Source organism: Pseudomonas sp. GWSMS-1 (genome assembly GCF_049847425.1).
Taxonomy (GTDB): Bacteria; Pseudomonadota; Gammaproteobacteria; order Pseudomonadales; family Pseudomonadaceae; genus Aquipseudomonas.
In genome coordinates this window covers 416,268-438,888 of the sequence record NZ_JBMHHV010000003.1, presented here as the reverse complement: position 1 = coordinate 438,888, position 22,621 = coordinate 416,268, and the positions used below count along the sequence as shown (strand labels likewise).

Sequence of the window (22,621 nt, the reverse complement as noted above, 5' to 3'; positions counted from 1 at the left end):
TGCATGGCGCCCGCGCCGTGCCCGCGCAACCACTTACCTACCTCCAGCCCCTTGATCCAGATCAGTACAATCGGCATTTAGGCCGGCAGACCCTTGATAGTGGCGATCAGCCACGATACTTTGCCCGTTTTTTTGCGTACCTCGCATACCGAGAGGACAGTCCCAGACCGCCCTGACTCGACCCCACTCTTTTGTCATGGCGAATCAGCATGCCTTCTGCGCGCAACCTCTCGGACATCTTCATCCAAACCTTAGAACAGGCGGCCGACAGCGTGGTGGTCATCGACAGCAGCAATAATGTGCTGCTGTTCAACCGCGCCGCGGAGCAACTCTGGGGGCTGGATCGCAACGACGTGATCGGCCATAACGTCAAACTGCTAGTGCCACAAGACATGCGCGCGCACCACGACGGTTATATCGAAGCCAACCGCCGCACCGGCATCAATAAGATTGTTGGCAGCTCGCGCACCTTGCATATCGAGCGCACCGACGGCACGCGGCGCTGGGCGTCGATGTCCATCTCCAAAATCGAGACCAATGGCGAAGTGCTCTACACCGCCTTCGTCAAAGATATAACCGCACAGCACCAGCAAAACGAGCAGCTAAAGCTGCTGTCACTGGTGGTCGATCGCACCGATAACGCCATCCTGATCACCGACGCTGGCGGCGATATCATCTATACCAACAGCGGCTTTACCTACCTCTTCGGTTACTCGGCCGAGCAGGCCATGAACAGAAGACCGACTAGTTTGCTCACGCCCTACATGCCGCCCGACGACATCACGAGCATCCGCACCCAACTGACTGCCGGGCAACCGCACAACAGCGAAACCCTGTTCTACTGCGCCGACGGCCAGCGCACCTGGTGCCACGTAACGATCAACCCGATCTTTGATGACCAAGGCGCACTCAGTAACACCGTCGCCATGTTCACCGATATCACGCACACCAAGATGCATGAGGTGCTGCACAACCGCATGCTTGAGGCGATCGTGCGCGAGGATCCGCTGGAAAGCCTGATGGAAAAGGCCTGCCGCGAAGTCGAGCGGATCGCCCCGGAAATCACCACCTCGATCCTCTCCGTCAGCCCCAACGGCTTGCTTCACCCCCTGGCGGCCCCAAGCCTGCCCAAAGCATTTGGCAAAGCACTGGAAGGCGTAGCTATCGGCCCTGGCGTCGGCTCCTGTGGCACCGCCGCCTACTTGGGCGAGAGTGTGCTGGTCACCGACATTGCCAGCGACCCGTTGTGGGCCGACTTCAAAGGCTTGGCACTGCCCATCGGCCTGCGCAGTTGCTGGTCGACACCGATCAAGGACAACGCCGGCCGAGTGCTTGGCACCTTCGCCTTTTATTACCGCGAGCCACGCGGCCCGAGCGCCTTCCACCGGCGCCTGATCGACGTCATCGTGCACCTGTGCTCACTGGCCCTGCAGCGCGAGGAAAGCCGCAGCAAGATCCGTCAGCTGGCGTTTTACGACAGCCTGACCAACCTACCCAACCGCAGCCTGCTGCACGCCAGGGCCGACCAGGCACTGGCCGAGGCCGAGCGCAATAAATCGCAACTGAGCGTGTTGTTTGTCGACCTCGACCGTTTCAAGCAGGTCAACGACTCCCTCGGTCACCCAGCCGGTGACGAACTGCTGCGTGTGGTGGCGCAACGCCTCAGCGCCAACCGTCGCAGCTCGGATATCGTCGGGCGCTTGTCCGGCGATGAATTCGTCCTGGTGCTGCCGAATTGCGACAGCGCGCATGTCACCGACGTGGTCGAACAGTTACGCCAGACGCTCAGCGAGCCTTGCCAACTCGCCGGCTGCACCATCTGCCCATCCGCCAGTATCGGCATCAGCATGTTCCCAAGCGATGGCCACGACATGGGCACCCTGGTTCACCGCGCCGACATGGCCATGTATCAGGCCAAGGGCCAGGGTCGTGGGCGCTTTAGCTTCTTCAGCCATGAGCTCAATCAGCTCGCCCAAGAGCGCCTGACCCTCGAAACCGCACTGCGTGAAGCACTGGAAACGCAGCAGCTGCACCTGCACTACCAACCGCAAGTGCGCATGAAAGATGGCCTACTGTATGGCGTTGAAGCACTGGCCCGCTGGCACCACCCGCAATTCGGCGACATCTCTCCGGCGCGCTTTATTCCGCTGGCCGAGGAATGCGGCCTGATCAACCAACTCGGGCTCTGGGCCGTGCGCGAGGCCTGTCGGCAGCTCGCTGCCTGGCGGCGTCAGGGCCTGAAAATTCCGGCTATTTCGGTGAACCTTTCGCCCACTAATTTTCACAACCTCGACTTGCCCGGGATGATTGCCAGCACCCTGCAGCAGCACAACCTGCAGCCCACCGACCTGACCCTGGAAATCACCGAAAGCGTGATGATGGACACCAACCCCCTCACCATGAAGACCCTCGACGATGTGCATGCACAAGGGGTTCGGCTGTCCATGGATGACTTCGGCACCGGTTACTCCAGCCTCAGCTACCTGCGCCGTCTGCCCATCCAGGAGCTCAAGCTGGACCGCAGCTTCGTCAATGACCTGGAGAACGACGCCACCAACCGCGCCCTTAGCGAGGCCGTGATCCGCCTGGGCGAAAGCCTGCAGCTGACAGTTGTCGCCGAGGGTATCGAATCCACCGGCCAACAACGTATTCTCTCGGACCAGGGTTACCACGTGGCTCAGGGTTACCTGTTCTCACGCCCCCTGCCCGCCGCCGACCTGGAAGCCTGGTTGAGCGTCGCCGTAAAGAACTAGTACCACGCCACAACCGCCGGCACCCAGGCGGTGCCTGCGCGAGTTTTTGCATGCCATTGCCATTGATCTACCACGATGACTACAGCCCGCCGTTCCCGGCCGGGCACCGCTTCCCTATGGAGAAATTTCGCCTGCTGCGCGACCACTTGGTAGACAGCGGCCTGTGCACGGATGCCGAGTTGCTGCGTCCGGAACTCTGCGCCCCCGAGGTTCTGGCCCTGGCTCACTGCCCGGCCTATATCCAGCGTTTCGCCTGTGGCGATCTGGCGTATGAAGAGCAGCGCCGCCTCGGCCTGCCTTGGAGTGCAGCCCTGGCGCAGCGCACCATTCGCGCCGTGGGCGGCTCGTTGCTGGCGGCCGAGCAGGCCTTGCAACACGGCCTGGCCTGCCACCTGGCCGGCGGCACTCACCACGCGCACTACGATCATCCGGCCGGCTTCTGCATCTTCAACGACCTCGCGGTAATCAGTCAGTACCTGCTGCAAAGCGGTAAAGCCCAACGCGTGCTGATCTTCGACTGCGACGTGCACCAGGGCGACGGCACCGCGCGCCTACTGGAGAACACCTCGGAGGCCATCACCGTGTCCCTGCACTGCGAGAAGAACTACCCCGCGCGCAAGGCAGCCAGCGACTGGGACATTCCCCTGCCCAATGGCATGGGCGATGATGACTACCTCAAGGTGGTCAACGACACCCTCAACTACCTGCTGCCGCTCTACCAGCCGGACATCGTGCTCTATGACGCCGGCGTGGATGTGCACCAGCACGACGCCCTCGGCTACCTCAACCTCACCGATGCCGGCATCGCCGCCCGCGACGAAGCCGTGCTCAATCACTGCCTGGGCCGCGATATACCGGTGGTTGGGGTGATCGGTGGCGGCTACGACAAAGATCGTATGGCCCTGGCCAAACGCCACGCGATACTGCATCACAGTGCGGCGAAGGTCTGGCAGGCGCGCGATCTTGGATAAAAACCACAGGTGACGCTGTCACAGCCCGCATCACGGTACTTACGGAACAGCGCCCCATGCACATCAAGCACCTCGCTCAAGCGCCCCTACTGGCCGCACTTATCCTTGCCGCCGGGACGAGCAGCGCGCAAGAACCCACGCCAGCCGCCATGCAGGCATTGGTGGACGCCACCATCCGCCCGGTGATGGCGGAGTACGACATCGCCGGCATGGCCGTGGCAATCAGCCAAAACGGCCAGGCGCACTACTTCAACTATGGTGTGGCGCGGCTGGACGACCAGCAACCCGTGACCCGCGAGACCCTATTCGAGATTGGCTCGGTCAGTAAAACCTTCACCGCCACCCTTGCCGCCCTGGCCCAGACCACCGGCAAACTGACGCTCTCGGACAGTGCCGCCCAGCACTGGCCCGAGCTGCGCGGCAGCCCACTTGAGCACGCCAGCCTGCTCAACCTCGGCACCTACACCGCTGGCGGGCTGCCGCTGCAGTTCCCGGACAACGTGACCGACCCGGCCAGCCTGCTCGCCTATTTCCGTCAGTGGCAGCCTGAGTTCAGCGCCGGCACACACCGGCGCTACTCCAACCCCAGCATCGGCCTGCTTGGCATGCTCGCCGCCAAGAGCATAGGCCAGCCATTCCCCGCGCTGATGGAAGCCACGCTGTTCCCCGCGCTCGGCATGTCGCACAGCTATATCCAAGTGCCGGCCACGCAGATGCCGAGCTATGCCTACGGCTACGGCAAGGACAACCAGCCGCTGCGCGTCTCACCGGGGATGCTCGACGCCGAAGCCTACGGGGTAAAAACCAACGCCAAGGATCTGCTGCGCTTTGTCCAGGCCAACCTCAGCCCGGCCGGCCTCAACCCTGACCTGCAGCGCGCCCTCGACATTACCCACGCCGGTTATTACCGCATTGGCGAAATGACTCAGGGCCTCGGCTGGGAACGTTACCCCTACCCGATCAGCCTGCAGCGCCTGCAAGCCGGTAACGCCCCGGCCATGGTTCTGGAAGCACAACCCGCAACACGCCTCGCGCTACCTGAAACCGAACCAGGCGACAGCCTGTTCAATAAAACCGGCTCAACCGGCGGCTTCGGCGCCTACGCCGTATTTGTCCCCAGCCAGAACTTGGGTCTGGTGCTACTGGCCAACAAGAACTACCCCAACGCCGTCAGGATCAAAGCGGCCTACGCCATTCTTAGCACGCTGGATAGGAACGCGAACACCTCTGAGCAATAACCGCAGGATGGCAATTGCTTCGCACTGCCAACCTCGTCAACGAACCGGCTCCAGATTGGGGGGTCTAAGACATGAGGGGATCGCGTTCGAGCAAACCCGGAGCTTGTTCAATCAGGCGACGAGACTGCGATCCAGTAGGGGCTAGGTCACCCCCCGTCTTCTTGCACAGGCGCAAGGCACTCTCAAGGCCCTAGGCTGCGGCGTCTTTGACGCCATGGCAGCGCGTAAGCGATGACCCTTGGGTGATCACTTGGTGCTCTGCTGCGCAGCGCACTCTTTGCCAAGGAGATTCATCTATGGTCATTCACTACCGAGTCGCCGGCCATCTCGCCTGCGGCAACCATGGCAGCAACCTCAGTTCCACCACCGAACTGACTCAGGTGAAATGCCGCAGCTGCCGCGGCACCGAAGTATTTAAGGAAAACCGCAAAACTGCGCGCAACGCAGCACGAAGAGCCGCACGCAAAGCCAAGGTTGCTCACGAGAGAAATGACTGGCGCGCATCCTGGCAACAGCGGCTCACCGACCTGCCTGGGCGGCAGCGGCTACCCAGGGGCTTCGGCGGGCAGCCTTTTGTCTAGCTAACCGCTTGCTTCAGACGCCGCTGAGCCGAAGGTAGCCAAATAGGTACCCGCCCCCTGGAGATGGGTGTTCAGCGGCAGTAATGCCTTGTTCTATCCGTCGCTGATCATCTTCACCGCCAGTCTGCTGCTGATTGCCTCCCGCGTGGAAGACCGCTGGGGGCTCGAGCGCGCCTGAATCTCGGCCCATACGGCATCATTCGTTTACGACTAAAGACGCAGTGAGCGGGACGGTAGCAGTGACACAGCCGTGCTTAGATAGCCCGTCCCCGAACCGCGTATGACTAATGAGCACTCGAACTATACTGCTGACGGCCCTGGCCATGCTGGCCTTTGCCGGCAACTCACTGCTGTGCCGACTGGCCCTCCGCGAGACTGACATCGAGGCGGCCAGCTTCACCAGCCTGCGCCTGCTCGCGGGCGCCCTGACTCTTTGGCTACTGCTGCGCCTGCGCACGGCCAGTCGCAGCAACGCCGGCAGCTGGCCTGCGGCGACCGCGTTATTTGTTTATGCGGCGGCGTTTTCCTTTGCCTACCTGTATCTGGATGCGGGCGCGGGGGCGCTGATCCTATTCGGCGCCGTGCAACTGAGCATGCTCGCCTGGGGCCTGTATCGCGGCGAGCGCTTGGGACTGAAGGGCTACAGCGGTTTATTGCTGGCGTTCGCGGGGTTACTCGTTCTGCTATTACCAGGGGCCAGCAGGCCACCCACCGGCGCCGCATTGCTGATGCTGCTGGCAGGCGTTGCCTGGGGGATTTATTCCTTACTGGGCCGCGGCGTTACCGATCCGCTGGCCGCGACAACCGGTAATTTTCTGCGGGCGGTACCCTTGGCGCTGTTACTCAGCGTCCTGTTTATCGGCCAAGCCAGTTGGGATACGCCAGGGCTGATCTATGCGTTGCTGTCTGGCGCATTGGCCTCCGGTGTCGGCTACGCCATCTGGTACAGCGCCTTGCGTGGCCTGCAATCCTTCCAGGCCGCCTGCGTGCAACTCAGCGTACCAATCATCGCCGCGCTGGCCGGCAGCCTGCTGCTGGATGAAGCACTGAGCGGCCGTCTGCTGCTTAGTGCTGCGGCGGTACTCGGCGGCATTGCCCTGGTGCTCAACGCCAAGCACCAGCGCGCCTAGAGCGGCGACTGCATTAGCTGGCCAACACCTTATCCAGCGCCTGCTCCAGGGTCGCCACACTGCGTTCAATATTGCCCAGTTTGTCCAGCCCGAACAGGCCAAGACGGAAGGTCTGAAAATCCGCTGGCTCGTCGCATTGCAGCGGCACGCCAGCAGCGATCTGTACGCCCTGAGCCGCAAATTTGCTGCCGTTCTTGATCTGCCCATCGTCGGTGTAACACACCACCACACCCGGGGCTTCAAAGCCAGGCGCGGCGACACTCTTAAAGCCCTTGCGGGTCAGCATGGCACGCACTCGGTCGCCCAATTCCTGCTGCTGGTTGCGCACGGTGCTAAAGCCAATAGCCTCTGCCTCGCGCATGGCATCACGAAAACGCGCCAGGGCATCACTGGGCATGGTCGCGTGGTAGGCGTGACCGCCCTGCTCATAAGCCTGCATGATCTGCAGCCATTTCTTCAGGTCGCAGGCAAAGCTTGTGCTTTGCGTCGCCTCAACGCGGGCTTGGGCAGCCTCGCTGAGCATCACCAGGGCGCAGCACGGCGAGGCGCTCCAGCCCTTTTGTGGCGCACTGATCAGCACATCAATACCGCACGCCTGCATGTCCACCCACAGGGTACCGGAGGCAATGCAATCGAGCACGAACAGGCCGCCCACGGCATGCACGGCATCCGCCACGGCACGCAGGTAGCCATCGGGCAAAATCATCCCCGAAGAAGTCTCCACATGCGGTGCGAACACCACCTGGGGTTTTTCGGCAGCGATAGTCGCCAGCACATCGGTCAGCGGCGGCGGACTGAATGCCACCTGGTGGCCCTCGGCAACCGGCCGAGCCTTAAGCACAATCGACTCAGACGGTATCTGGCCCATCTCGAAAATCTGCGTCCAGCGGTAGCTGAACCAGCCATTGCGGATCACCAGGCACTTCTGCCCAGTGGCCAACTGGCGCGCCACTGTTTCCATTCCGTAAGTACCGCTACCAGGCACGATGGCCATGGCGTGGGCGTTATAGACCTGCTTAAGGGTGCTGGAGATCTCCTTCATCACGCCTTGGAACGACTGCGACATATGGTTGAGGGAGCGGTCGGTGTAAACCACCGAATACTCGATCAGGCCGTCGGGGTCGATGCTGGGATAAAGGTCAGACATAAGGCGCTCCAGTCAGAAAAGGCTTACCCACGACCGTGCCCGAAGCTCGGCAAAATGACAAGGTCACAGCCGCCTCGGTTAGAATGCCGGCCACCCTCGCCAGGCCGCACCGCCATGACCCAGACGCCCCTCAACAACGCCTGCACTGTCACCATTATTGGCGGCGGCCCCGCCGGGCTGATGGCCGCCGAAGTGCTGGCGCAGAGCGGTGTGCAGGTGGCCCTGTATGACGCCATGCCCTCGGTGGGCCGCAAGTTTCTGCTGGCCGGGGTCGGTGGCATGAACATCACCCACGCCGAAGCCAAGCCGGCATTTATCAGCCGCTACGGCCAGCGTCAGGCTGAAGTGGCTGACCTGCTGCAGGACTTCGACGCCGATGCCCTGCGCACTTGGATTAACGGCCTGGGCATCGACACCTTTGTCGGCACCTCGGGCCGGGTCTTCCCCACCGATATGAAGGCCGCACCGCTGCTGCGCGCCTGGCTCAAACGCCTGCGTGAGTTGGGCGTGCAGATCCATACCCGCCATCGCTGGCTGGGCTGGGATGCACAGGGCGCATTACGCATCAGCTCACCGGCGGGTGAGCAGGCGGTGAGCGCCGACGCCACTCTGCTGGCCTTGGGCGGCGGCAGCTGGGCGCGCTTGGGTTCGGACGGTGCCTGGGTGCCACTGCTGCAAGCGCGTGGTGTGCAAGTCGCCCCCCTGCAGGCGAGTAACTGCGGCTTCGATGTCAGCGCCTGGAGCCCGTTTCTGCGCGACAAATTCGCCGGCGCGCCGCTGAAGAATGTCAGCCTGTGTTTAGCCGGCGCCGCGCCGCGCCTGGGCGAGTTCGTGCTCACCGCCAGCGGCATTGAAGGCAGCCTGGTGTATGCCCTGTCGGCTGATATTCGCGAAACCATCAACCAACATGGCAGCGCCATCGTGCACCTCGACTTGCTGCCACAAACGCCCCTTAACAAACTGCAAAGCGCCTTGAGTAAACCGCGCGGCACACATTCGATGGCCAAACACCTGCATCGCCAGGCCGGCATCGACGGCGTTAAGGTGGCCCTGCTGCGTGAACTGGCGAGCGCCGAATGCTTCAATGATCCGCTGCAACTGGCCAAGGCGATCAAAGCCCTGCCTATCACACTGATCCGCCCACGCCCGCTGGATGAGGCGATCAGCAGCGCCGGCGGTGTGCCCTTCGAACAACTCGACCCAAACCTCATGCTCAAGCAACTACCGGGAACCTTCTGCGCCGGCGAAATGCTCGACTGGGAAGCGCCGACCGGCGGTTATCTACTCACCGCCTGCTTTGCCAGCGGTCGCCGCGCAGCGCTGGGCATGCTCAAATGGCTGCAACCCGCTGTCGAATAACAACGCCGCAGGCAATCGCGAGCGGCTATGCTTGAACACAACCGCCCAAGAGCGGTGTTCTTCCACGCGCACAGGGACTCTCCAGACGTGATTCCACTAGTGGTCTGCGACGACTCGAACATGGCGCGCAAGCAATTGATCCGCGCCCTACCGCCCGAATGGCCGGTAACCATCAGCCAAGCGACTAACGGGCAGGAAGCCCTTGCCGCACTGCGCCAGGGCTTGGCTCAGGTCATGCTGCTGGACCTGACCATGCCGGTCATGGACGGCTACGAAACCCTCGCCGCCATTCGCGCCGAAGGCCTGGCCTGCAAGGTGCTGGTGGTTTCCGGCGACGTGCAGGAGGAAGCCCTGCGCCGCGTCAAAGCGCTCGGCGCCCTGGCCTTCATCAAGAAGCCCGCAGAGCCGGAAACGCTGCGCAGCACGCTGATTGAACTGGGGCTGTTTGACCCGGCAGCCAGCTCAACCGCCGTCGCGCAAACAGCCGTACTCGACACCCTGAAAGTGAATTTCCGCGACGCCCTGCGCGAAGTGACCAACGTCGCCATGGGCCGCGCCGCGGCGTTACTGGCCAAGGCGCTTGGGGTATTCGTGCAGCTGCCCGTGCCGCAAGTGAATATCTTCGAAGTCAGCGAGCTGCACATGACCCTCACCGATGCCATGCACGGTGAACGCATGAGCGCGGTGTGCCAGGGGTTTATCGGTGACGGCATTGCCGGTGAAGCGCTGCTGCTGTTTCATGATTCGGAAGTCGCCGATATGGCGCACCTACTCAAGTGGCAGCCAAAAGACGATTTGGAAACCTCAGAGATGCTGCTGGACCTGTCCAGCATCATCATCGGCGCCTGCCTTTCAGGCATCGCCGAGCAGATCGATGTACGGTTTTCCCAGGGCCATCCGCAGCTGCTTGGCCAGCACGCCTCCATCGAACAACTGATTCACCTCAATCAACGCCGCTGGAAGAAAACCCTGGCAGTGGAAGTCAGCTACAGCCTGGAGGCGCATAACATCCACTTCGACCTCCTGCTGCTGTTTACCGAAGACTCGATCAAGCGCCTGACCAACAAAATCAACTACCTGATGAACTAGGCGGTACGCCAATGCCCGCACAGATTGATATTAAAGAGGTGCACTGGCTGCTCGACATCGTGCAGTGCATTGATGTTGGCGTCATCGTCCTCGACCGCCAGTATCAGGTCGAGGTGTGGAACAGCTTTATGGAAAACCACTCAGGCCTGGGCCCGGACGAAGTACACGGCAAAACACTTTTTAGCCTGTTTCAGGAGATCGACGAGGCCTGGCTAAAACGTAAGGTCGATACCGTGGTGCAACTGGGCACCCGTGCCTTCAGTTTGTGGGAGCAACACCCGTATCTGATGCACTTCAAGAACTACCAGCCGATCACCGGCCAGGAAGACTTTATGTACCAGAATGTCACCCTGCTGCCGCTGGCTGGAGCGACCGGTGAGGTCGAACACATCTGCGTGGTGATCTACGACATGACCGCCGCCGCCACCCACAAGAAGCAGCTGGCAGCGGCCCAAGCCGCCAGCCGCGCCTGAAATTACTTAACGAACTTACCGGGCTTGGCCGTTTTGCCGCCGAAGCTTGGCACCTTGCGCACCGCTTTAACGTCCGGCGCGGTCGGTTCGTCAGCCTCCATCCAGCGGCCTAAGCTGCCGCCCTTGCCAGCGCCGACCACTTTCGGCTTCTTGGCCTTCTTCGGCTTTTTCACCACCTGGCCACCAGGCAGCGTCTGCGGCACGCGGTGGTCGGGGATGAAGTCTGGCTCGTCGATGCGCTGCAACACCTGCTGGGTCAGGGTTTCGATGGCTGACAGCAACTGCACCTCATCGGCGCAGACCAGCGACACCGCCTGCCCCGTGGAGCCGGCACGCCCGGTACGCCCGATGCGGTGCACATAATCCTCGGCAACAATCGGCAGGTCGAAATTCACCACCAGCGGCATGGTGTCGATATCCAGCCCACGGGCCGCCACATCGGTGGCCACCAGCACCTTGACCTCACCGTCCTTGAACCGCTGCAAGGCGCGCTGACGTGTAGCCTGCGGTTTGTCGCCATGGATCGAGTCGGCGCTAATGCCGTGGCGCTGCAGCTCGCCCTCCAGCTCATCGACGCCCTTGCGGGTTTTCACAAAGACCAGCGCCTGGCTCCAGCGCTTAGTCTGGTAGAGGTGCAAAAACAGCTCGCTTTTGCGCTTCTTGTCCACCGGGATCAGCCACTGTTTAACCGACTTGGCGGCGGCGTTGCGCGGGCTGACCTCGATGCTCAGCGGGTCATTGAGCATCTCACCGGCCATGCTGCGAATGGCTTCGGAGAAGGTCGCGGAAAACAGCAGCGTCTGGCGCTTTTTCGGCAGTGCGCGGAACACGCTCTCCAACTCGTTGGCAAAACCCAGGTCGAGCATACGGTCGGCTTCGTCCAGCACCAGGGTCTGCACCTGGTTGAACTTCACCGCGTTCTGCCGATACAGGTCGAGCAGGCGGCCTGGGGTGGCCACCAGCACATCCAGGCCCTTGCGCAGCTTCATCATCTGCGGGTTGATGCTGACCCCGCCATACACCGCATAACTGCGCAGCGGCAGGTCCTGCCCGTAGGTGATAAAGCTCTGCAGCACCTGCTCGGCCAGCTCACGCGTTGGCACCAGCACCAGCGCGCGCACCGAGTTGCTCGCAACCACAGGCCCTTCCATCATCAGCCGTTGCAGCACCGGCAAGGCAAAGCCGGCGGTCTTGCCGGTGCCGGTCTGCGCAGCGGCCATCAGATCGCGGCCTTGCAGGACAGGCACAATGGCCTGCGCCTGGACGGCAGTGGGCGTTTTGTAATCAAGGCTGTCGAGGGTGCGCAGCAAAGGCTCAATCAGGCCAAGGGAGGCAAAGGTCATAGGGCGTACCACAAAGGGCTAAAAGTCGATGGTGCAGAGTTTATCTTGCTTGGGCAGAGTCGGCCTGACTGTCTTCAGCACCAGCCAGAGCCTAAGGCACGCCGAATCAGTTTGTAGGGTGGATGGCGCTTTTTCATCCACCATGGGGGGATGAGACGGCGGATGGGTAGAGCGCCATCCACCCTACGAGAATGGCGCTCTGTGTCCTGCACTCAGGGCTTGTGCGGGCGCGCGAGAAATTCATGCGACTGCATTTCCAGCAGACGGCTGAGGGTGCGCTGGAACTCGAAGGTGAGGCGACCGCCGGTGTAGAGGTCTTTGAGTTCTACCTCAGCGGAGATAATCAGCTTGACGTTACGGTCGTAGAACTCGTCCACCAAGTTGATAAAACGCCGCGCCATGTCTTCCTTGGCCACGCTCATCTGCTCGACATTAGCCAGAATCACCGCATGGAAGATCTTGCCTAACTCGATGTAGTCATTCTGGCTACGTGGGCCGTCGCACAGTTCGCGGAACTCAAACCAGGCCACGTCGTCGCCGACCTTGCGCGCTTTAATGGCACGGCTCTCGATCATCAACGGCTCGTTTTCCTGCACCACGCAATGCTCGGGCAACAGGCTGGCAAAGCTCTTCTGCAGGCTTTCTTCAGCGGCCGTACCCAGCGGCCAGTGGAACAGTTCGGCTTGCTCCAGCGCACGCAGACGGTAGTCAATGCCGCTGTCGACGTTGACGATATCGGTGTGCTGCTTCAACAGGGCAATCGCGGGCAGGAAGCGCGCGCGCTGCAGGCCGTCTCTGTACAGACCGTCAGGCACGATGTTGGAGGTCGCCACCAGGCTTACGCCGTTCTTGAACAACTCTTCCATCAGGGTCGCCAGAATCATCGCATCGGTAATGTCGCTGACGAAGAACTCGTCGAAGCAAATCACCCGCGCCTCGTCGGCGAAGCGCTTGCCAATGATGGTCAGCGGATTCTTCTCGCCCTTGAGGGTGCGCATTTCTTCGTGCACGCGCTTCATAAAGCGGTGGAAGTGGGTACGCACCTTGCGCTCGAAAGGCAGTGCGTCGAAGAAGGTGTCCACCAGGTAGGTCTTACCGCGCCCTACGCCACCCCAGAAATACAGCCCTTTAACAGGCACCGGGGGCTTTTTGCCAAACAGCTTGCCAAACAAGCCGGTCGATACGCTTTCGCTGGCGACCAAGTCGTCATACAGGCGCTGCAGATGACGCACCGCAGTTTCCTGGGCAGCATCATGGAAAAAATCGGGGCGTTTGAGGTCAGCCTGGTAGCGTTCTAAGGGCGTCATAAATTCGTTAGCCGGGCAAGTAAAACGGGGGCGTCACTTTAGCGACGCCCCCGTTACTTAGCAATCGGCTTATCGCCGCAGGAGCGGCTTTAGCAGCGGCACTAGCCCCCTGTCGCGGCTAGAGCCCCTCCCACAAAGCCCTCTCTGCGTTATTCCTGAGGCGCCAACGCCTCACGCAGGCGCTGGATCGCCGCCTGGCAGACGCTACTATCAGCAAACGCCGGGCTCTGTGCCACGCACTCGTCGTCCAACCAAACACCGAAGCCGCCGTCCTGCTCGCGCACATCCAATGCATCGCCTGACTGTAAGCGCTTATTGACCATGCCGGCAGCCTTGCCGTCAGCAAAGGACTTGGACAGCAGCAACTGCTCGCCGGCAGCGTCCAGCAGGCGGAAGCGGAAGCGACCGTCGTCGTCACGGAAGCTGACAAAGCGCGCAGTTTTACCGGCCTTTTTCTTCTCGCTGGCGCCGCTCGTCGCCTGGCTGCGGAAAGAACGCAGGCCCACTGCCTCACGCAGCTCGCCAAGGAACGGCGTAGCGGTCTTGCGCGCCTTGGCAGCACCGGCCAGGAGGATGTCTTCCAGATCCGCAGGCTTGCTGATCAGCGACTGGTAACGCTCGCGGGCCTCGCCCAGCTCAGCCTCGAGCAGGTTGCACAGCGCCTGCTTGGCTTCACCCCAGGCCATACCGCCCTCCAGCGCAGCACGGAAGTCCGCCTGCTGAGTGGGTGCAGCAAAGGCTTGATAAAGGGTGAACAGGTGCGAGTTGTCGGGGTCTTTGGCCTCGCCCGGCAGCTTGGAGTCGGTGACGATACGCGCCACGGCATCCTTGAGCTGCTTGGCGCTGCCGAACAACGGGATGGTGTTGTCGTAGCTTTTGCTCATCTTGCGCCCGTCAAGGCCGGGCAAGGTGGCCACGTCTTCTTCGATCACGGCTTCAGGCAGGGTGAACAGCTCTTTACCGTTGCCGAACAGGTGATTGAAACGCTGAGCGATATCGCGGGCCATTTCCACGTGCTGAATCTGGTCGCGGCCGACCGGCACTTTGTGCGCGTTGAACATCAGAATGTCCGCCGCCATCAGCACCGGGTAGCTGAACAGGCCCATGGTGATGCCCGCATCCGGGTCTTCACCCTGCTCGACGTTCTTGTCCACCGAGGCTTTGTAGGCGTGGGCGCGATTCAGCAACCCTTTGCCAGCCACACAGGTGAGCAGCCAGCACAGCTCAGGAATCTCGGGAATATCTGACTGGCGGTAGAAGGTCGCCTTGTCGACATCCAGCCCCAGCGCCAGCCAGGTGGCGGCGATTTCCAGGCGTGAACGCTGAATACGTGCCGGGTCGTCGCACTTGATCAGCGCATGATAGTCCGCCAGAAAATAGAACGAATCGGCATCAGCGGCGCGGCTGGCGACGATCGCAGGACGAATCGCCCCCGCATAGTTACCCAAATGCGGGGTGCCTGTGGTGGTGATGCCGGTAAGGATACGAGTGGTCATAACGTTCGCTTATCAACTCAGGCGCAGACGGCCTGTAGGGTCAGAGACGCGGCAGTAAGAGATCCTTCAGATCCGTCAGCTTGCCGTGAAAAAAGTGCCCGCATTCTGCCATTTTCAGCAGCTCATGGGCACGCCCGAGTGCCGCCGACCAGGCGTACACCACCTGCGGGTCGATCACTTCATCGTCTTCGGGCTGAATCAGGATCAGCGGGCAATTGCTCGCCGGCGGATGTTCCGCTGTCAGCCGGTGCGCCGCTGGGGCGACCATAAAGAGCTTATTAACCGTGAGACCTTGAGCTTCCAAACGCGCGCCCAAGGCTGCGGCGACAAAGCCGCCAAAAGAGAAACCGAGCAAGGTCACCGGCAAATCAGGATATTGCTGGCGCAACCACAGGGCCACAGCCTCGGCGTCATCCACCTCGCCGCTGGCCATGTCATGGCTGCCAGCGCTGGCTCCGACGCCGCGGTAATTAAAGCGTAACGTGGCCAGGCCACTGTCGCGGGCGGTGCGCTGCAAGGTGGAAACCACCTTATTGAGCATGGTGCCGCCTTGCACCGGATTGGGGTGGCAGATCAGCGCCACACCACGGGCATCGGGGGTGTCCAGCCACAGGGCTTCGAGTTGGCCGCTGGGGCCGGCAATCGTCATGGGGGTTTCGCGGGTGAGCAACAGGGAACTCCGTGACCTCGCAGTGGGTCGACTCGTCTAGCTACAGCCTGCGCCGCACACATCATTCGGCTATACAGCGCAGGTTCGAGCCGTTAACGTAAAGCAAAGCCGTTTAGAGAGGAAGGACTCGTGGAACAGACGCTTACCGCCTGGTTGCTACCCGCCATTACCCTGGTAGCTGGCATTGCCATTGGCTTCCTGATTGCGCGCCTGGCACCCAATGCGGCTCCCAGCCGTACCCAACGCCAACTTGACGAAATTCAAGAACGCTTCGACACCTATCAGAGCGAGGTGGTTACCCACTTCAACACCACCGCCAACCTGGTGAAGAAGCTCAGCCAAACCCAGCTCGATGTGCAGCAGCACCTGTCCGAAGGGGCTAACCGCCTGGCCCTGGACGAGCTGACCCGCCAACGCCTGCTGGCCACCCTGCACGCTGAAGACAGCGGCGAAAAACGTGAGCGCCTGAAAGCCCCAGCCCACAACGAAATGCCCAAGGACTACGCACCAAAAGGCGCCGACGTACCGGGCATGCTGGATGAAAGCTACGGCTTAAAGAAAAAGTAAGCGCCGCTCTGGCCGCCGCTTCTGGTTCTTTAGCCAACAATAAAAAGCCCCGCACTTGGCGGGGCTTTTTATTGTGCAGCGGATTTAAATCGCGCCACGCTCGCGCAGCAGTGCCAATACCTGTTTGACACTCTCCTCCACCGACAGCGCTTGCGTGTCGATAACCAGATCGGCATTCAGCGGCACGTCGTAGGGGAAGGACTCGCCCGGGATATTGTCGCCACCGGCCGCATACAGGCCTTGCGGGTCACGTTCGGCGCAGACTTGCGGTGAAGCCTGCACGTAGACGGTGATCAGGCGTTCAGCGCCAATCAGCGCCTTGGCCTGCTCGCGGCCTTCGGCATCCGGCGCGACGAAGGCCGCCAGTGTCAGCAGGCCAGCCTCGTTGAACTGCCGCGCCACGTGAGCGGCACGCCGCCAGTTCTCGGTACGTCCGGCGCGATCCTGCGGCAAGCCCTTGTTCAGGTCGTGACGCAGGTTCTGACCATCCAACACATACACCGCACGACCAGAGTCGAACAGCTTGCGCTCTACGGCATACGCCAGGGTGCTTTTGCCAGCACCAGACAAGCCGCTGAACAGCACGGTCGCAGGCTGCTGACCGAAACGAGTGGCACGCTCTTCGGTAGAAACATGGGCCAGCTGACCGTGATGGCCACTGTTACCGCCGACAGGCTCAGCAATGATCATACCGGCACCGACAGTGCCGTTAGTCAGGCGATCGATAACGATAAACGAGCCGGTGGTGCGGTTGTGCGCATAGCCGTCCAACGCAATCGGCGCATCCAGTGCAATGCGCACCTGGCCGATCTCGTTAAGCTGCAAGCTGCTCGCGGAGCCTTCTTCCAGGGTGTTCACATCCACCCGGTGAGCGATGCTGGTAACCGAGCCGGGCACATAGCTGGTGGCGCGCTTGATGTCGTACTTCTTGCCCGGCAGCATCGGCTCTTCGGCCATCCACACCAGCATGGCATCGAAGCTGTCGACCACCTGCGGACGGTTGTCGCCGTGCACCAGCATGTCGCCGCGCGAGACGTCGATCTCATCTTCCAAGGTAATGGTGATGGCCTGGCCAGGGCCGGCCTGCTCCAACTCACCTTCGAAGGTGACGATGGATTTGACCTTACTGCCCTTGCCCGATGGCAACGCCACAACTTCGTCGCCTTTGCGCACGATGCCGCTGGCCAAGGTGCCAGCGAAACCACGGAAGTTCAGGTTGGGGCGGTTAACGTACTGCACCGGGAAACGCAGGTCGTCGAAGTTGCGATCACCCGCCACTTCTACCGTTTCAAGAATCTCCATCAACGACTGGCCGGTGTACCAAGGCGATTGCTCGCTCTTGTTGACCACGTTGTCGCCCTTCAGCGCCGACATCGGCACGAAGTGCATCGAGCTTGGCTTGAAGGCAATGCCTTCGACGAACGCCAGGTAATCGGCCTTGATCTGCTCAAACACGCCCTGGTCGAAGCCTTTGAGGTCCATCTTGTTGACCGCAATGACGATGTGCTTGATGCCCAGCAAGGAGGCAATAAAGCTGTGGCGCTTGGTCTGGGTCTGCACGCCGTAACGGGCGTCGATCAGAATGATCGCCAGGTCGCAGTTGGATGCGCCGGTGGCCATGTTGCGGGTGTACTGCTCATGGCCGGGGGTGTCGGCGATGATGAACTTGCGCTTGGTGGTGCTGAAATAGCGGTAGGCCACATCGATGGTGATGCCTTGCTCGCGCTCAGCCTGCAGGCCGTCGACCAGCAGCGCCAAGTCGACCTCTTCACCCGTGGTGCCGGATTTCTTCGAGTCTTTGGTGATGGCGTCCAGATGGTCTTCGTAGATCATCTTGGAGTCATGCAGCAGGCGGCCAATCAGCGTGCTTTTGCCGTCGTCTACGTTGCCGCAGGTGAGAAAGCGCAGCAGCTCTTTACGCTCGTGCTGGCCCAGATAGGCGAGGATGTCCTCACTGATCAAATCGGATTGATGTGACATATTAAAAGTACCCCTGACGTTTCTTCTCTTCCATCGAGCCGGCGGAGTCATGGTCGATGACGCGGCCTTGGCGCTCAGAGGTTTTGGCCAACAGCATTTCCTGAATAATCTCCGGCAAGCTGGTTGCCGTGGACTCCACCGCGCCGGTCAGCGGGTAGCAGCCCAGCGTACGGAAGCGCACCATCTTTTTGTGGATGCTGGCTTTTTGCTCAGGGGTGAGGTGTTCGAGAATGCGCTCGTCGTCGATCATGATCAGCGCACCATTCATCTCGATCACTTCGCGCTCGGCGGCGAAATACAGCGGCACGATCGGGATGCTTTCCAGGTAGATGTACTGCCAGATATCCAGCTCGGTCCAGTTGGACAGCGGGAATACGCGGATCGACTCGCCCTTTTTGACGTTGCCGTTGTACACATTCCACAGCTCAGGACGCTGATTCTTAGGGTCCCAGCGGTGCTTGCTGTCGCGGAAGGAGTACACGCGCTCTTTGGCGCGGGATTTCTCTTCGTCGCGGCGCGCGCCACCGAAGGCGGCATCAAAACCGTACTGATCCAGTGCCTGCTTGAGCCCCTCGGTCTTCATCACGTCGGTGTGCTTGGCACTGCCGTAGGTGAAGGGGTTCATGTCCTGCGCCACGCCATCGGGGTTGGTGTGGGTAATCAGATCGAGACCGTACTCGTTGACCATCTTCTCGCGGAAGCTGTACATCTCCTGAAACTTCCAGCGCGTATCAACGTGCATCACCGGAAACGGCAGCTTGCCCGGAAAGAACGCCTTGCGTGCCAGGTGCAGCATCACGGCGGAGTCTTTACCGATGGAATAGAGCATTACCGGGTTGTCGAATTCGGCGGCCACTTCACGAATGATGTGGATACTTTCCGCCTCCAGCTGTTTCAGGTGGGTCAGTTTATCGAGCATGGCTACTCACGAATGGCGATGTGTTTAGGCCGGTGGCCGTGGACGAGACGGCACTCTAGCACAGCACCTTTGTCTAATCAGGAGCCTGGTTAGATCGAAACGATCTAGCTTTATGCCAGCAAAATAGGCGGCCCAGCGCCCACTCACGACCTCGCGAGCTAGAGCCAGACCCGACACAACGACCAGCGGGAGTGACAACCGAGCAGCACCTGAGGGTCAGCAGCCAGTGAATCAAACAGCCGAAGATGCGGGCGACTGCAGCGAAAACGAAGCAGTCTGCCCGACCGGGTTTACCGGTTGTAAATCAGCCGCGCTCGTTTCACCCGCGCCGCTTACCGAGGTCATTTTTAACCCCGGATGGCTGAAATACAGTAGTTCGTGTGCGGATGCTCAGATTGGGTTGGGGCAATCGATAAACAGATGCTCAATGGCAAATCGCCGGGCCAGGTAATCGCCCAGCGCCTGCACACCGTAACGCTCAGTGGCGTGATGGCCAGCGGCGATAAAGCTAACGCCATTTTCGCGCGCGCTGTGAAAGGTCTGTTCTGAGGCCTCCCCGGTTAAATACAGATCAACCCCAGCTGCGATGGCCTGGTCGATATAGCCCTGACCGCCGCCAGTGCACCACCCCACCCGACGGATCATGCCCTCGCCTTCAACCAACAGCGGCTCACGCCCCAGCACCCGCTGCACATGCGCGGCAAAATCCTGCGCCGTCATCGCTTCAGCCAATGAGCCGATCAGGCCCACGGTACGCGGATCATCGGGTTCCAGCGGGCCCTCAACAGTGATGCCCAGTTGCGCCGCCAACTGCACGTTATTGCCCACCTCTGGGTGCACATCCAGCGGCAGGTGATAAGCCAGCAGGCTGATATCGTTGCCCAGCAGGGTTTGCAAACGGCGGCGCTTCATCCCAGTGACGCAGGGGATCTCGCCCTTCCAGAAGTAGCCGTGGTGCACCAGCACCACGTCAGCATCGGCCTCGACGGCGGCGTCGAGTAACGCCTGACTGGCGGTGACGCCGCTGACGATGCGACGCACCTGCGGTCGCCCTTCTACCTGTAAGCCATTGGGGCAGTAATCACTAATACGCGCGGCGTTAAGATAGCGATCGGCTTCGTCCACCAGGGTCGTCAGGGCAATGGCCATAGAATGTCCTTAATCAAGCGTTACGAGACGCTGCTTTATTATCAGTCGCCTCTCTATAATGGCGCACCTTAAGGGCCGCACTTGCTGCCCTGCAACCCTCAGGATTGTTTCAATGCTCAAGGCCCTGCGTCCCCTCGGCTGGCCCCTACTGGTCGGTGTGCTCCTGGCATTGCTGATCATGCAATATTTCCCGCAATGGGTCGGTTTGCCGGGACAGGACGTGCATGTGCGCCAGGCCCCGTTCTACAGCCGCATGCAAGAAGGGCCGGTGTCCTATGCCGAAGCGGTCACCACCGCGTCCCCGGCGGTCGCCAACCTTTACACCACCAAGTTCGTCAACAAACCAACCCACCCGCTGTTCGAGGACCCGCAGTTCCGCAAGTTCTTCGGTGACAACCTGCCCAAACAGCGGCGCATGGAGTCGAGCTTGGGGTCTGCAGTGATCATGAGCCCGGAAGGCTACCTGCTGACCAACAACCACGTGGTCGCCGATGCCGACCAGATCGTGGTGGCGCTGAAAGATGGCCGCGAAACCCTGGCACGACTGATTGGCAGTGACCCGGAAACCGATCTCGCGGTGTTGAAAATTGACCTACCGGACCTGCCGTTTATCATTCTCGGCCGCTCGGACAACATCCGTATTGGCGACGTCAGCCTGGCCATCGGCAACCCCTTCGGCGTCGGCCAGACCGTGACCATGGGCATCATCAGCGCCACCGGGCGCAACCAGCTGGGTCTCAACACCTACGAAGATTTCATCCAGACCGACGCAGCGATCAACCCGGGCAACTCGGGCGGCGCGCTAGTGGATGCCTACGGCAACCTAGTGGGCATTAACACCGCGATTTTTTCCAAATCCGGCGGCTCCCAAGGCATTGGCTTTGCCATCCCGGTGAAACTGGCGATGGAGGTGATGGAGGCGATTATCGAGCACGGCCAGGTAATTCGTGGCTGGCTGGGTATCGAGGTGCAACCGCTGACCCCAGAGTTGGCCGAGTCCTTCGGACTGGAGGGCCGCCCCGGCATCATCGTGGCCGGCATCTACCGCGACGGCCCAGCACAAAAGGCCGGCCTGCAACCGGGCGATCTAATCCTCAGGATCGCCGGCGAAGCGGCCAGTGACGGCCGCAGCTCAATGAACCAAGTCGCACGCGCCAAGCCAGGCGAGCGGATCCGCATCGACATCCTGCGCAACGGCGAGCCCATGCAACTGACCGCCGAAATTGGCGTCCGACCACCCGTCAACGAAAACTAATCCGCCTTGCGCCCTGTCGCACCCAGCAGGCCGTAGAGCAGGCTCGCACACCTAAGACGGCATAAAAAAGCCGGAGCGCTATAGCGCTCCGGCTTAGTTAAACCCTACAGATTAGAGGCTTTGCAGGGCATCCAGCAGCGCCTGATTCTGCTCCGGCGTGCCAATGGTGATGCGCAGGAACTGGGCAATACGCTGCTGCTTGAAGTGGCGCACGATCACGCCCTGTTCACGCAAGCCCGCTGCCAGAGTCGCGGCATCTTTCTCCGGGTGACTGGCAAAGACAAAGTTCGCCGCCGAAGGCAATACTTCAAAACCGAGCTTATCCAGCCCAGCCACCACAACCTCACGGTTGTCGATCACCTGCTGACAGGTTTGCTGGAAATACGCTTTATCCGCAAACGCCGCCGCAGCGCCGGCAATCGCAATGCGATCCAGCGGGTAGGAGTTGAAGCTGTTTTTGATCCGCTCCAGCGCCTCAATCAAATCCGGATGGCCGACCGCAATCCCAACCCGCAGTCCAGCCAGGGAGCGCGACTTGGACAACGTTTGGCTAACCAGCAGGTTCGGGTATTTATCCACTAGGCTGATCGCCGTCTCACCGCCGAAATCGATATAGGCCTCGTCGACCAATACCACGGTATCGCTGTTAGCCTTGAGCAGACGCTCGATGGCGTCCAGCGCGAGGGGGCTGCCAGTCGGCGCGTTGGGATTGGGGAAGATAATGCCGCCGTTGGGCCGCACGTAATCTTCCACGCGAATCTGAAACTGCTCATCCAGCGGCACCTGCACGGAGTCGATGCCATACAGGCCGCAGTACACTGGATAGAAGCTGTAGCTGATATCCGGGAACAGCAGCGGCTGGCCGTGCTGGAACAAGCCGTGGAAGGCATGCGCCAGCACCTCGTCGGAGCCGTTGCCGACAAATACCTGAGCCGTCTGCACGCCGTAATAATCGGCCACCGCCTGCTTCAGGCGGTCGCTATTGGGGTCCGGATATAGGCGTAGGTTGTCATTCACCTCGGCCTGCATGGCCGCGATGGCCTTGGGCGACGGGCCATAAGGGTTTTCATTGGTGTTGAGCTTGACCAACTTGGCCAATTTCGGCTGTTCACCTGGCACATAAGGCACCAGATCTTTGACGAAGGGGCTCCAGAATTTGCTCATCTGCCCTTCTCTCCTCGAATTAGAATTTTG

General features: G+C 61.0%; 19 protein-coding genes. 10 read left to right on the top strand and 9 right to left on the bottom strand.

Annotation, left to right across the window (positions count from 1 at the left end; genetic code table 11):
- Positions 1-209 precede the first annotated feature (209 nt).
- The 5 genes from ACEPAJ_RS02970 to ACEPAJ_RS02950 all read left to right on the top strand — a co-directional run bounded on the left by ACEPAJ_RS02970 (position 210) and on the right by ACEPAJ_RS02950 (position 6,673).
- Positions 210-2,753, top strand: coding sequence for an EAL domain-containing protein (locus tag ACEPAJ_RS02970; RefSeq protein WP_425913467.1), 2,544 nt, complete (start codon positions 210-212; stop codon positions 2,751-2,753).
- A gap of 50 nt (positions 2,754-2,803) precedes the next feature.
- On the top strand, positions 2,804-3,724 hold the full coding sequence (locus ACEPAJ_RS02965) for a histone deacetylase family protein (protein ID WP_425913465.1): 921 nt from the start codon (positions 2,804-2,806) through the stop codon (positions 3,722-3,724).
- Positions 3,725-3,780: 56 nt separating this feature from the next.
- Positions 3,781-4,962 (top strand): class C beta-lactamase, encoded by a 1,182-nt coding sequence (gene ampC / locus ACEPAJ_RS02960; protein WP_425913463.1) that lies wholly within the window; start codon positions 3,781-3,783, stop codon positions 4,960-4,962.
- A gap of 296 nt (positions 4,963-5,258) precedes the next feature.
- Positions 5,259-5,543 carry a hypothetical protein gene (locus ACEPAJ_RS02955; RefSeq protein ID WP_425913461.1) on the top strand — a complete coding sequence of 95 codons (285 nt, stop codon included), beginning with the start codon at positions 5,259-5,261 and terminating at the stop codon, positions 5,541-5,543.
- A 287-nt stretch (positions 5,544-5,830) separates the two neighbouring features.
- On the top strand, positions 5,831-6,673 hold the full coding sequence (locus tag ACEPAJ_RS02950; RefSeq protein WP_425913459.1) for a DMT family transporter: 843 nt from the start codon (positions 5,831-5,833) through the stop codon (positions 6,671-6,673).
- A 13-nt stretch (positions 6,674-6,686) separates the two neighbouring features.
- On the opposite strand, the gene ACEPAJ_RS02945 is transcribed toward ACEPAJ_RS02950, so the two are convergent.
- Entirely contained in the window at positions 6,687-7,820 is a 1,134-nt protein-coding gene (locus ACEPAJ_RS02945) for an aminotransferase class V-fold PLP-dependent enzyme (RefSeq protein ID WP_425913457.1), read from the bottom strand.
- 114 nt (positions 7,821-7,934) lie between these two features.
- Here ACEPAJ_RS02945 and ACEPAJ_RS02940 point away from each other — a divergent pair, with 114 nt between their 5' ends.
- The 3 genes from ACEPAJ_RS02940 to ACEPAJ_RS02930 all read left to right on the top strand — a co-directional run bounded on the left by ACEPAJ_RS02940 (position 7,935) and on the right by ACEPAJ_RS02930 (position 10,741).
- The gene (locus ACEPAJ_RS02940) at positions 7,935-9,179 is read left to right on the top strand and encodes a TIGR03862 family flavoprotein (RefSeq protein WP_425913455.1); all 1,245 of its coding nucleotides are present in this window, start codon (positions 7,935-7,937) and stop codon (positions 9,177-9,179) included.
- 87 nt (positions 9,180-9,266) lie between these two features.
- Positions 9,267-10,268: a response regulator gene (locus ACEPAJ_RS02935; protein ID WP_425913551.1), complete on the top strand. Its 1,002-nt coding sequence runs from the start codon at positions 9,267-9,269 to the stop codon at positions 10,266-10,268.
- An 11-nt stretch (positions 10,269-10,279) separates the two neighbouring features.
- Positions 10,280-10,741 (top strand): PAS domain-containing protein, encoded by a 462-nt coding sequence (locus tag ACEPAJ_RS02930; protein WP_274086358.1) that lies wholly within the window; start codon positions 10,280-10,282, stop codon positions 10,739-10,741.
- Between the two features lie 2 nt (positions 10,742-10,743).
- Here ACEPAJ_RS02930 and ACEPAJ_RS02925 read toward each other — a convergent pair whose 3' ends face one another.
- The 4 genes from ACEPAJ_RS02925 to ACEPAJ_RS02910 all read right to left on the bottom strand — a co-directional run bounded on the left by ACEPAJ_RS02925 (position 10,744) and on the right by ACEPAJ_RS02910 (position 15,557).
- Positions 10,744-12,084, bottom strand: coding sequence for a DEAD/DEAH box helicase (locus ACEPAJ_RS02925; RefSeq protein ID WP_425913453.1), 1,341 nt, complete (start codon positions 12,082-12,084; stop codon positions 10,744-10,746).
- Between the two features lie 212 nt (positions 12,085-12,296).
- On the bottom strand, positions 12,297-13,391 hold the full coding sequence (zapE, locus tag ACEPAJ_RS02920; protein ID WP_425913451.1) for a cell division protein ZapE: 1,095 nt from the start codon (positions 13,389-13,391) through the stop codon (positions 12,297-12,299).
- 149 nt (positions 13,392-13,540) lie between these two features.
- On the bottom strand, positions 13,541-14,887 hold the full coding sequence (locus ACEPAJ_RS02915) for a tryptophan--tRNA ligase (protein ID WP_425913449.1): 1,347 nt from the start codon (positions 14,885-14,887) through the stop codon (positions 13,541-13,543).
- Positions 14,888-14,927: 40 nt separating this feature from the next.
- On the bottom strand, positions 14,928-15,557 hold the full coding sequence (locus ACEPAJ_RS02910) for an alpha/beta hydrolase (RefSeq protein WP_425913448.1): 630 nt from the start codon (positions 15,555-15,557) through the stop codon (positions 14,928-14,930).
- A gap of 129 nt (positions 15,558-15,686) precedes the next feature.
- Between ACEPAJ_RS02910 and ACEPAJ_RS02905 the strand changes: the two genes are divergently transcribed.
- Positions 15,687-16,124: a YhcB family protein gene (locus tag ACEPAJ_RS02905; protein ID WP_425913446.1), complete on the top strand. Its 438-nt coding sequence runs from the start codon at positions 15,687-15,689 to the stop codon at positions 16,122-16,124.
- 84 nt (positions 16,125-16,208) lie between these two features.
- Here ACEPAJ_RS02905 and cysN read toward each other — a convergent pair whose 3' ends face one another.
- The 3 genes from cysN to ACEPAJ_RS02890 all read right to left on the bottom strand — a co-directional run bounded on the left by cysN (position 16,209) and on the right by ACEPAJ_RS02890 (position 20,172).
- Entirely contained in the window at positions 16,209-18,104 is a 1,896-nt protein-coding gene (gene cysN, locus ACEPAJ_RS02900; RefSeq protein WP_425913445.1) for a sulfate adenylyltransferase subunit CysN, read from the bottom strand.
- Position 18,105: 1 nt separating this feature from the next.
- Complete coding sequence (gene cysD, locus ACEPAJ_RS02895) at positions 18,106-19,023, bottom strand: sulfate adenylyltransferase subunit CysD (protein WP_425913443.1); 918 nt, start codon at positions 19,021-19,023, stop codon at positions 18,106-18,108.
- 390 nt (positions 19,024-19,413) lie between these two features.
- Complete coding sequence (locus ACEPAJ_RS02890; RefSeq protein ID WP_425913442.1) at positions 19,414-20,172, bottom strand: Nif3-like dinuclear metal center hexameric protein; 759 nt, start codon at positions 20,170-20,172, stop codon at positions 19,414-19,416.
- 112 nt (positions 20,173-20,284) lie between these two features.
- Here ACEPAJ_RS02890 and algW point away from each other — a divergent pair, with 112 nt between their 5' ends.
- Positions 20,285-21,427, top strand: a complete 1,143-nt coding sequence (gene algW / locus ACEPAJ_RS02885; RefSeq protein ID WP_425913440.1) for a Do family serine endopeptidase AlgW — start codon at positions 20,285-20,287, stop codon at positions 21,425-21,427.
- A gap of 111 nt (positions 21,428-21,538) precedes the next feature.
- On the opposite strand, the gene hisC is transcribed toward algW, so the two are convergent.
- Positions 21,539-22,591, bottom strand: a complete 1,053-nt coding sequence (gene hisC, locus ACEPAJ_RS02880; protein WP_425913439.1) for a histidinol-phosphate transaminase — start codon at positions 22,589-22,591, stop codon at positions 21,539-21,541.
- Positions 22,592-22,621 lie beyond the last annotated feature (30 nt).

Bases quoted from the DNA above. Each gene is read 5' to 3' on its own strand.
- ACEPAJ_RS02970 (WP_425913467.1), top strand. From the start codon at position 210: ATGCCTTCTGCGCGCAACCTCTCGGACATCTTCATCCAAACCTTAGAA.
- ACEPAJ_RS02965 (WP_425913465.1), top strand. From the start codon at position 2,804: ATGCCATTGCCATTGATCTACCACGATGACTACAGCCCGCCGTTCCCG.
- ampC (WP_425913463.1), top strand. From the start codon at position 3,781: ATGCACATCAAGCACCTCGCTCAAGCGCCCCTACTGGCCGCACTTATC.
- ACEPAJ_RS02955 (WP_425913461.1), top strand. From the start codon at position 5,259: ATGGTCATTCACTACCGAGTCGCCGGCCATCTCGCCTGCGGCAACCAT.
- ACEPAJ_RS02950 (WP_425913459.1), top strand. From the start codon at position 5,831: ATGAGCACTCGAACTATACTGCTGACGGCCCTGGCCATGCTGGCCTTT.
- ACEPAJ_RS02945 (WP_425913457.1), bottom strand. From the start codon at position 7,820: ATGTCTGACCTTTATCCCAGCATCGACCCCGACGGCCTGATCGAGTAT.
- ACEPAJ_RS02940 (WP_425913455.1), top strand. From the start codon at position 7,935: ATGACCCAGACGCCCCTCAACAACGCCTGCACTGTCACCATTATTGGC.
- ACEPAJ_RS02930 (WP_274086358.1), top strand. From the start codon at position 10,280: ATGCCCGCACAGATTGATATTAAAGAGGTGCACTGGCTGCTCGACATC.
- ACEPAJ_RS02925 (WP_425913453.1), bottom strand. From the start codon at position 12,084: ATGACCTTTGCCTCCCTTGGCCTGATTGAGCCTTTGCTGCGCACCCTC.
- zapE (WP_425913451.1), bottom strand. From the start codon at position 13,391: ATGACGCCCTTAGAACGCTACCAGGCTGACCTCAAACGCCCCGATTTT.
- ACEPAJ_RS02915 (WP_425913449.1), bottom strand. From the start codon at position 14,887: ATGACCACTCGTATCCTTACCGGCATCACCACCACAGGCACCCCGCAT.
- cysN (WP_425913445.1), bottom strand. From the start codon at position 18,104: ATGTCACATCAATCCGATTTGATCAGTGAGGACATCCTCGCCTATCTG.
- cysD (WP_425913443.1), bottom strand. From the start codon at position 19,023: ATGCTCGATAAACTGACCCACCTGAAACAGCTGGAGGCGGAAAGTATC.
- ACEPAJ_RS02890 (WP_425913442.1), bottom strand. From the start codon at position 20,172: ATGGCCATTGCCCTGACGACCCTGGTGGACGAAGCCGATCGCTATCTT.
- algW (WP_425913440.1), top strand. From the start codon at position 20,285: ATGCTCAAGGCCCTGCGTCCCCTCGGCTGGCCCCTACTGGTCGGTGTG.
- hisC (WP_425913439.1), bottom strand. From the start codon at position 22,591: ATGAGCAAATTCTGGAGCCCCTTCGTCAAAGATCTGGTGCCTTATGTG.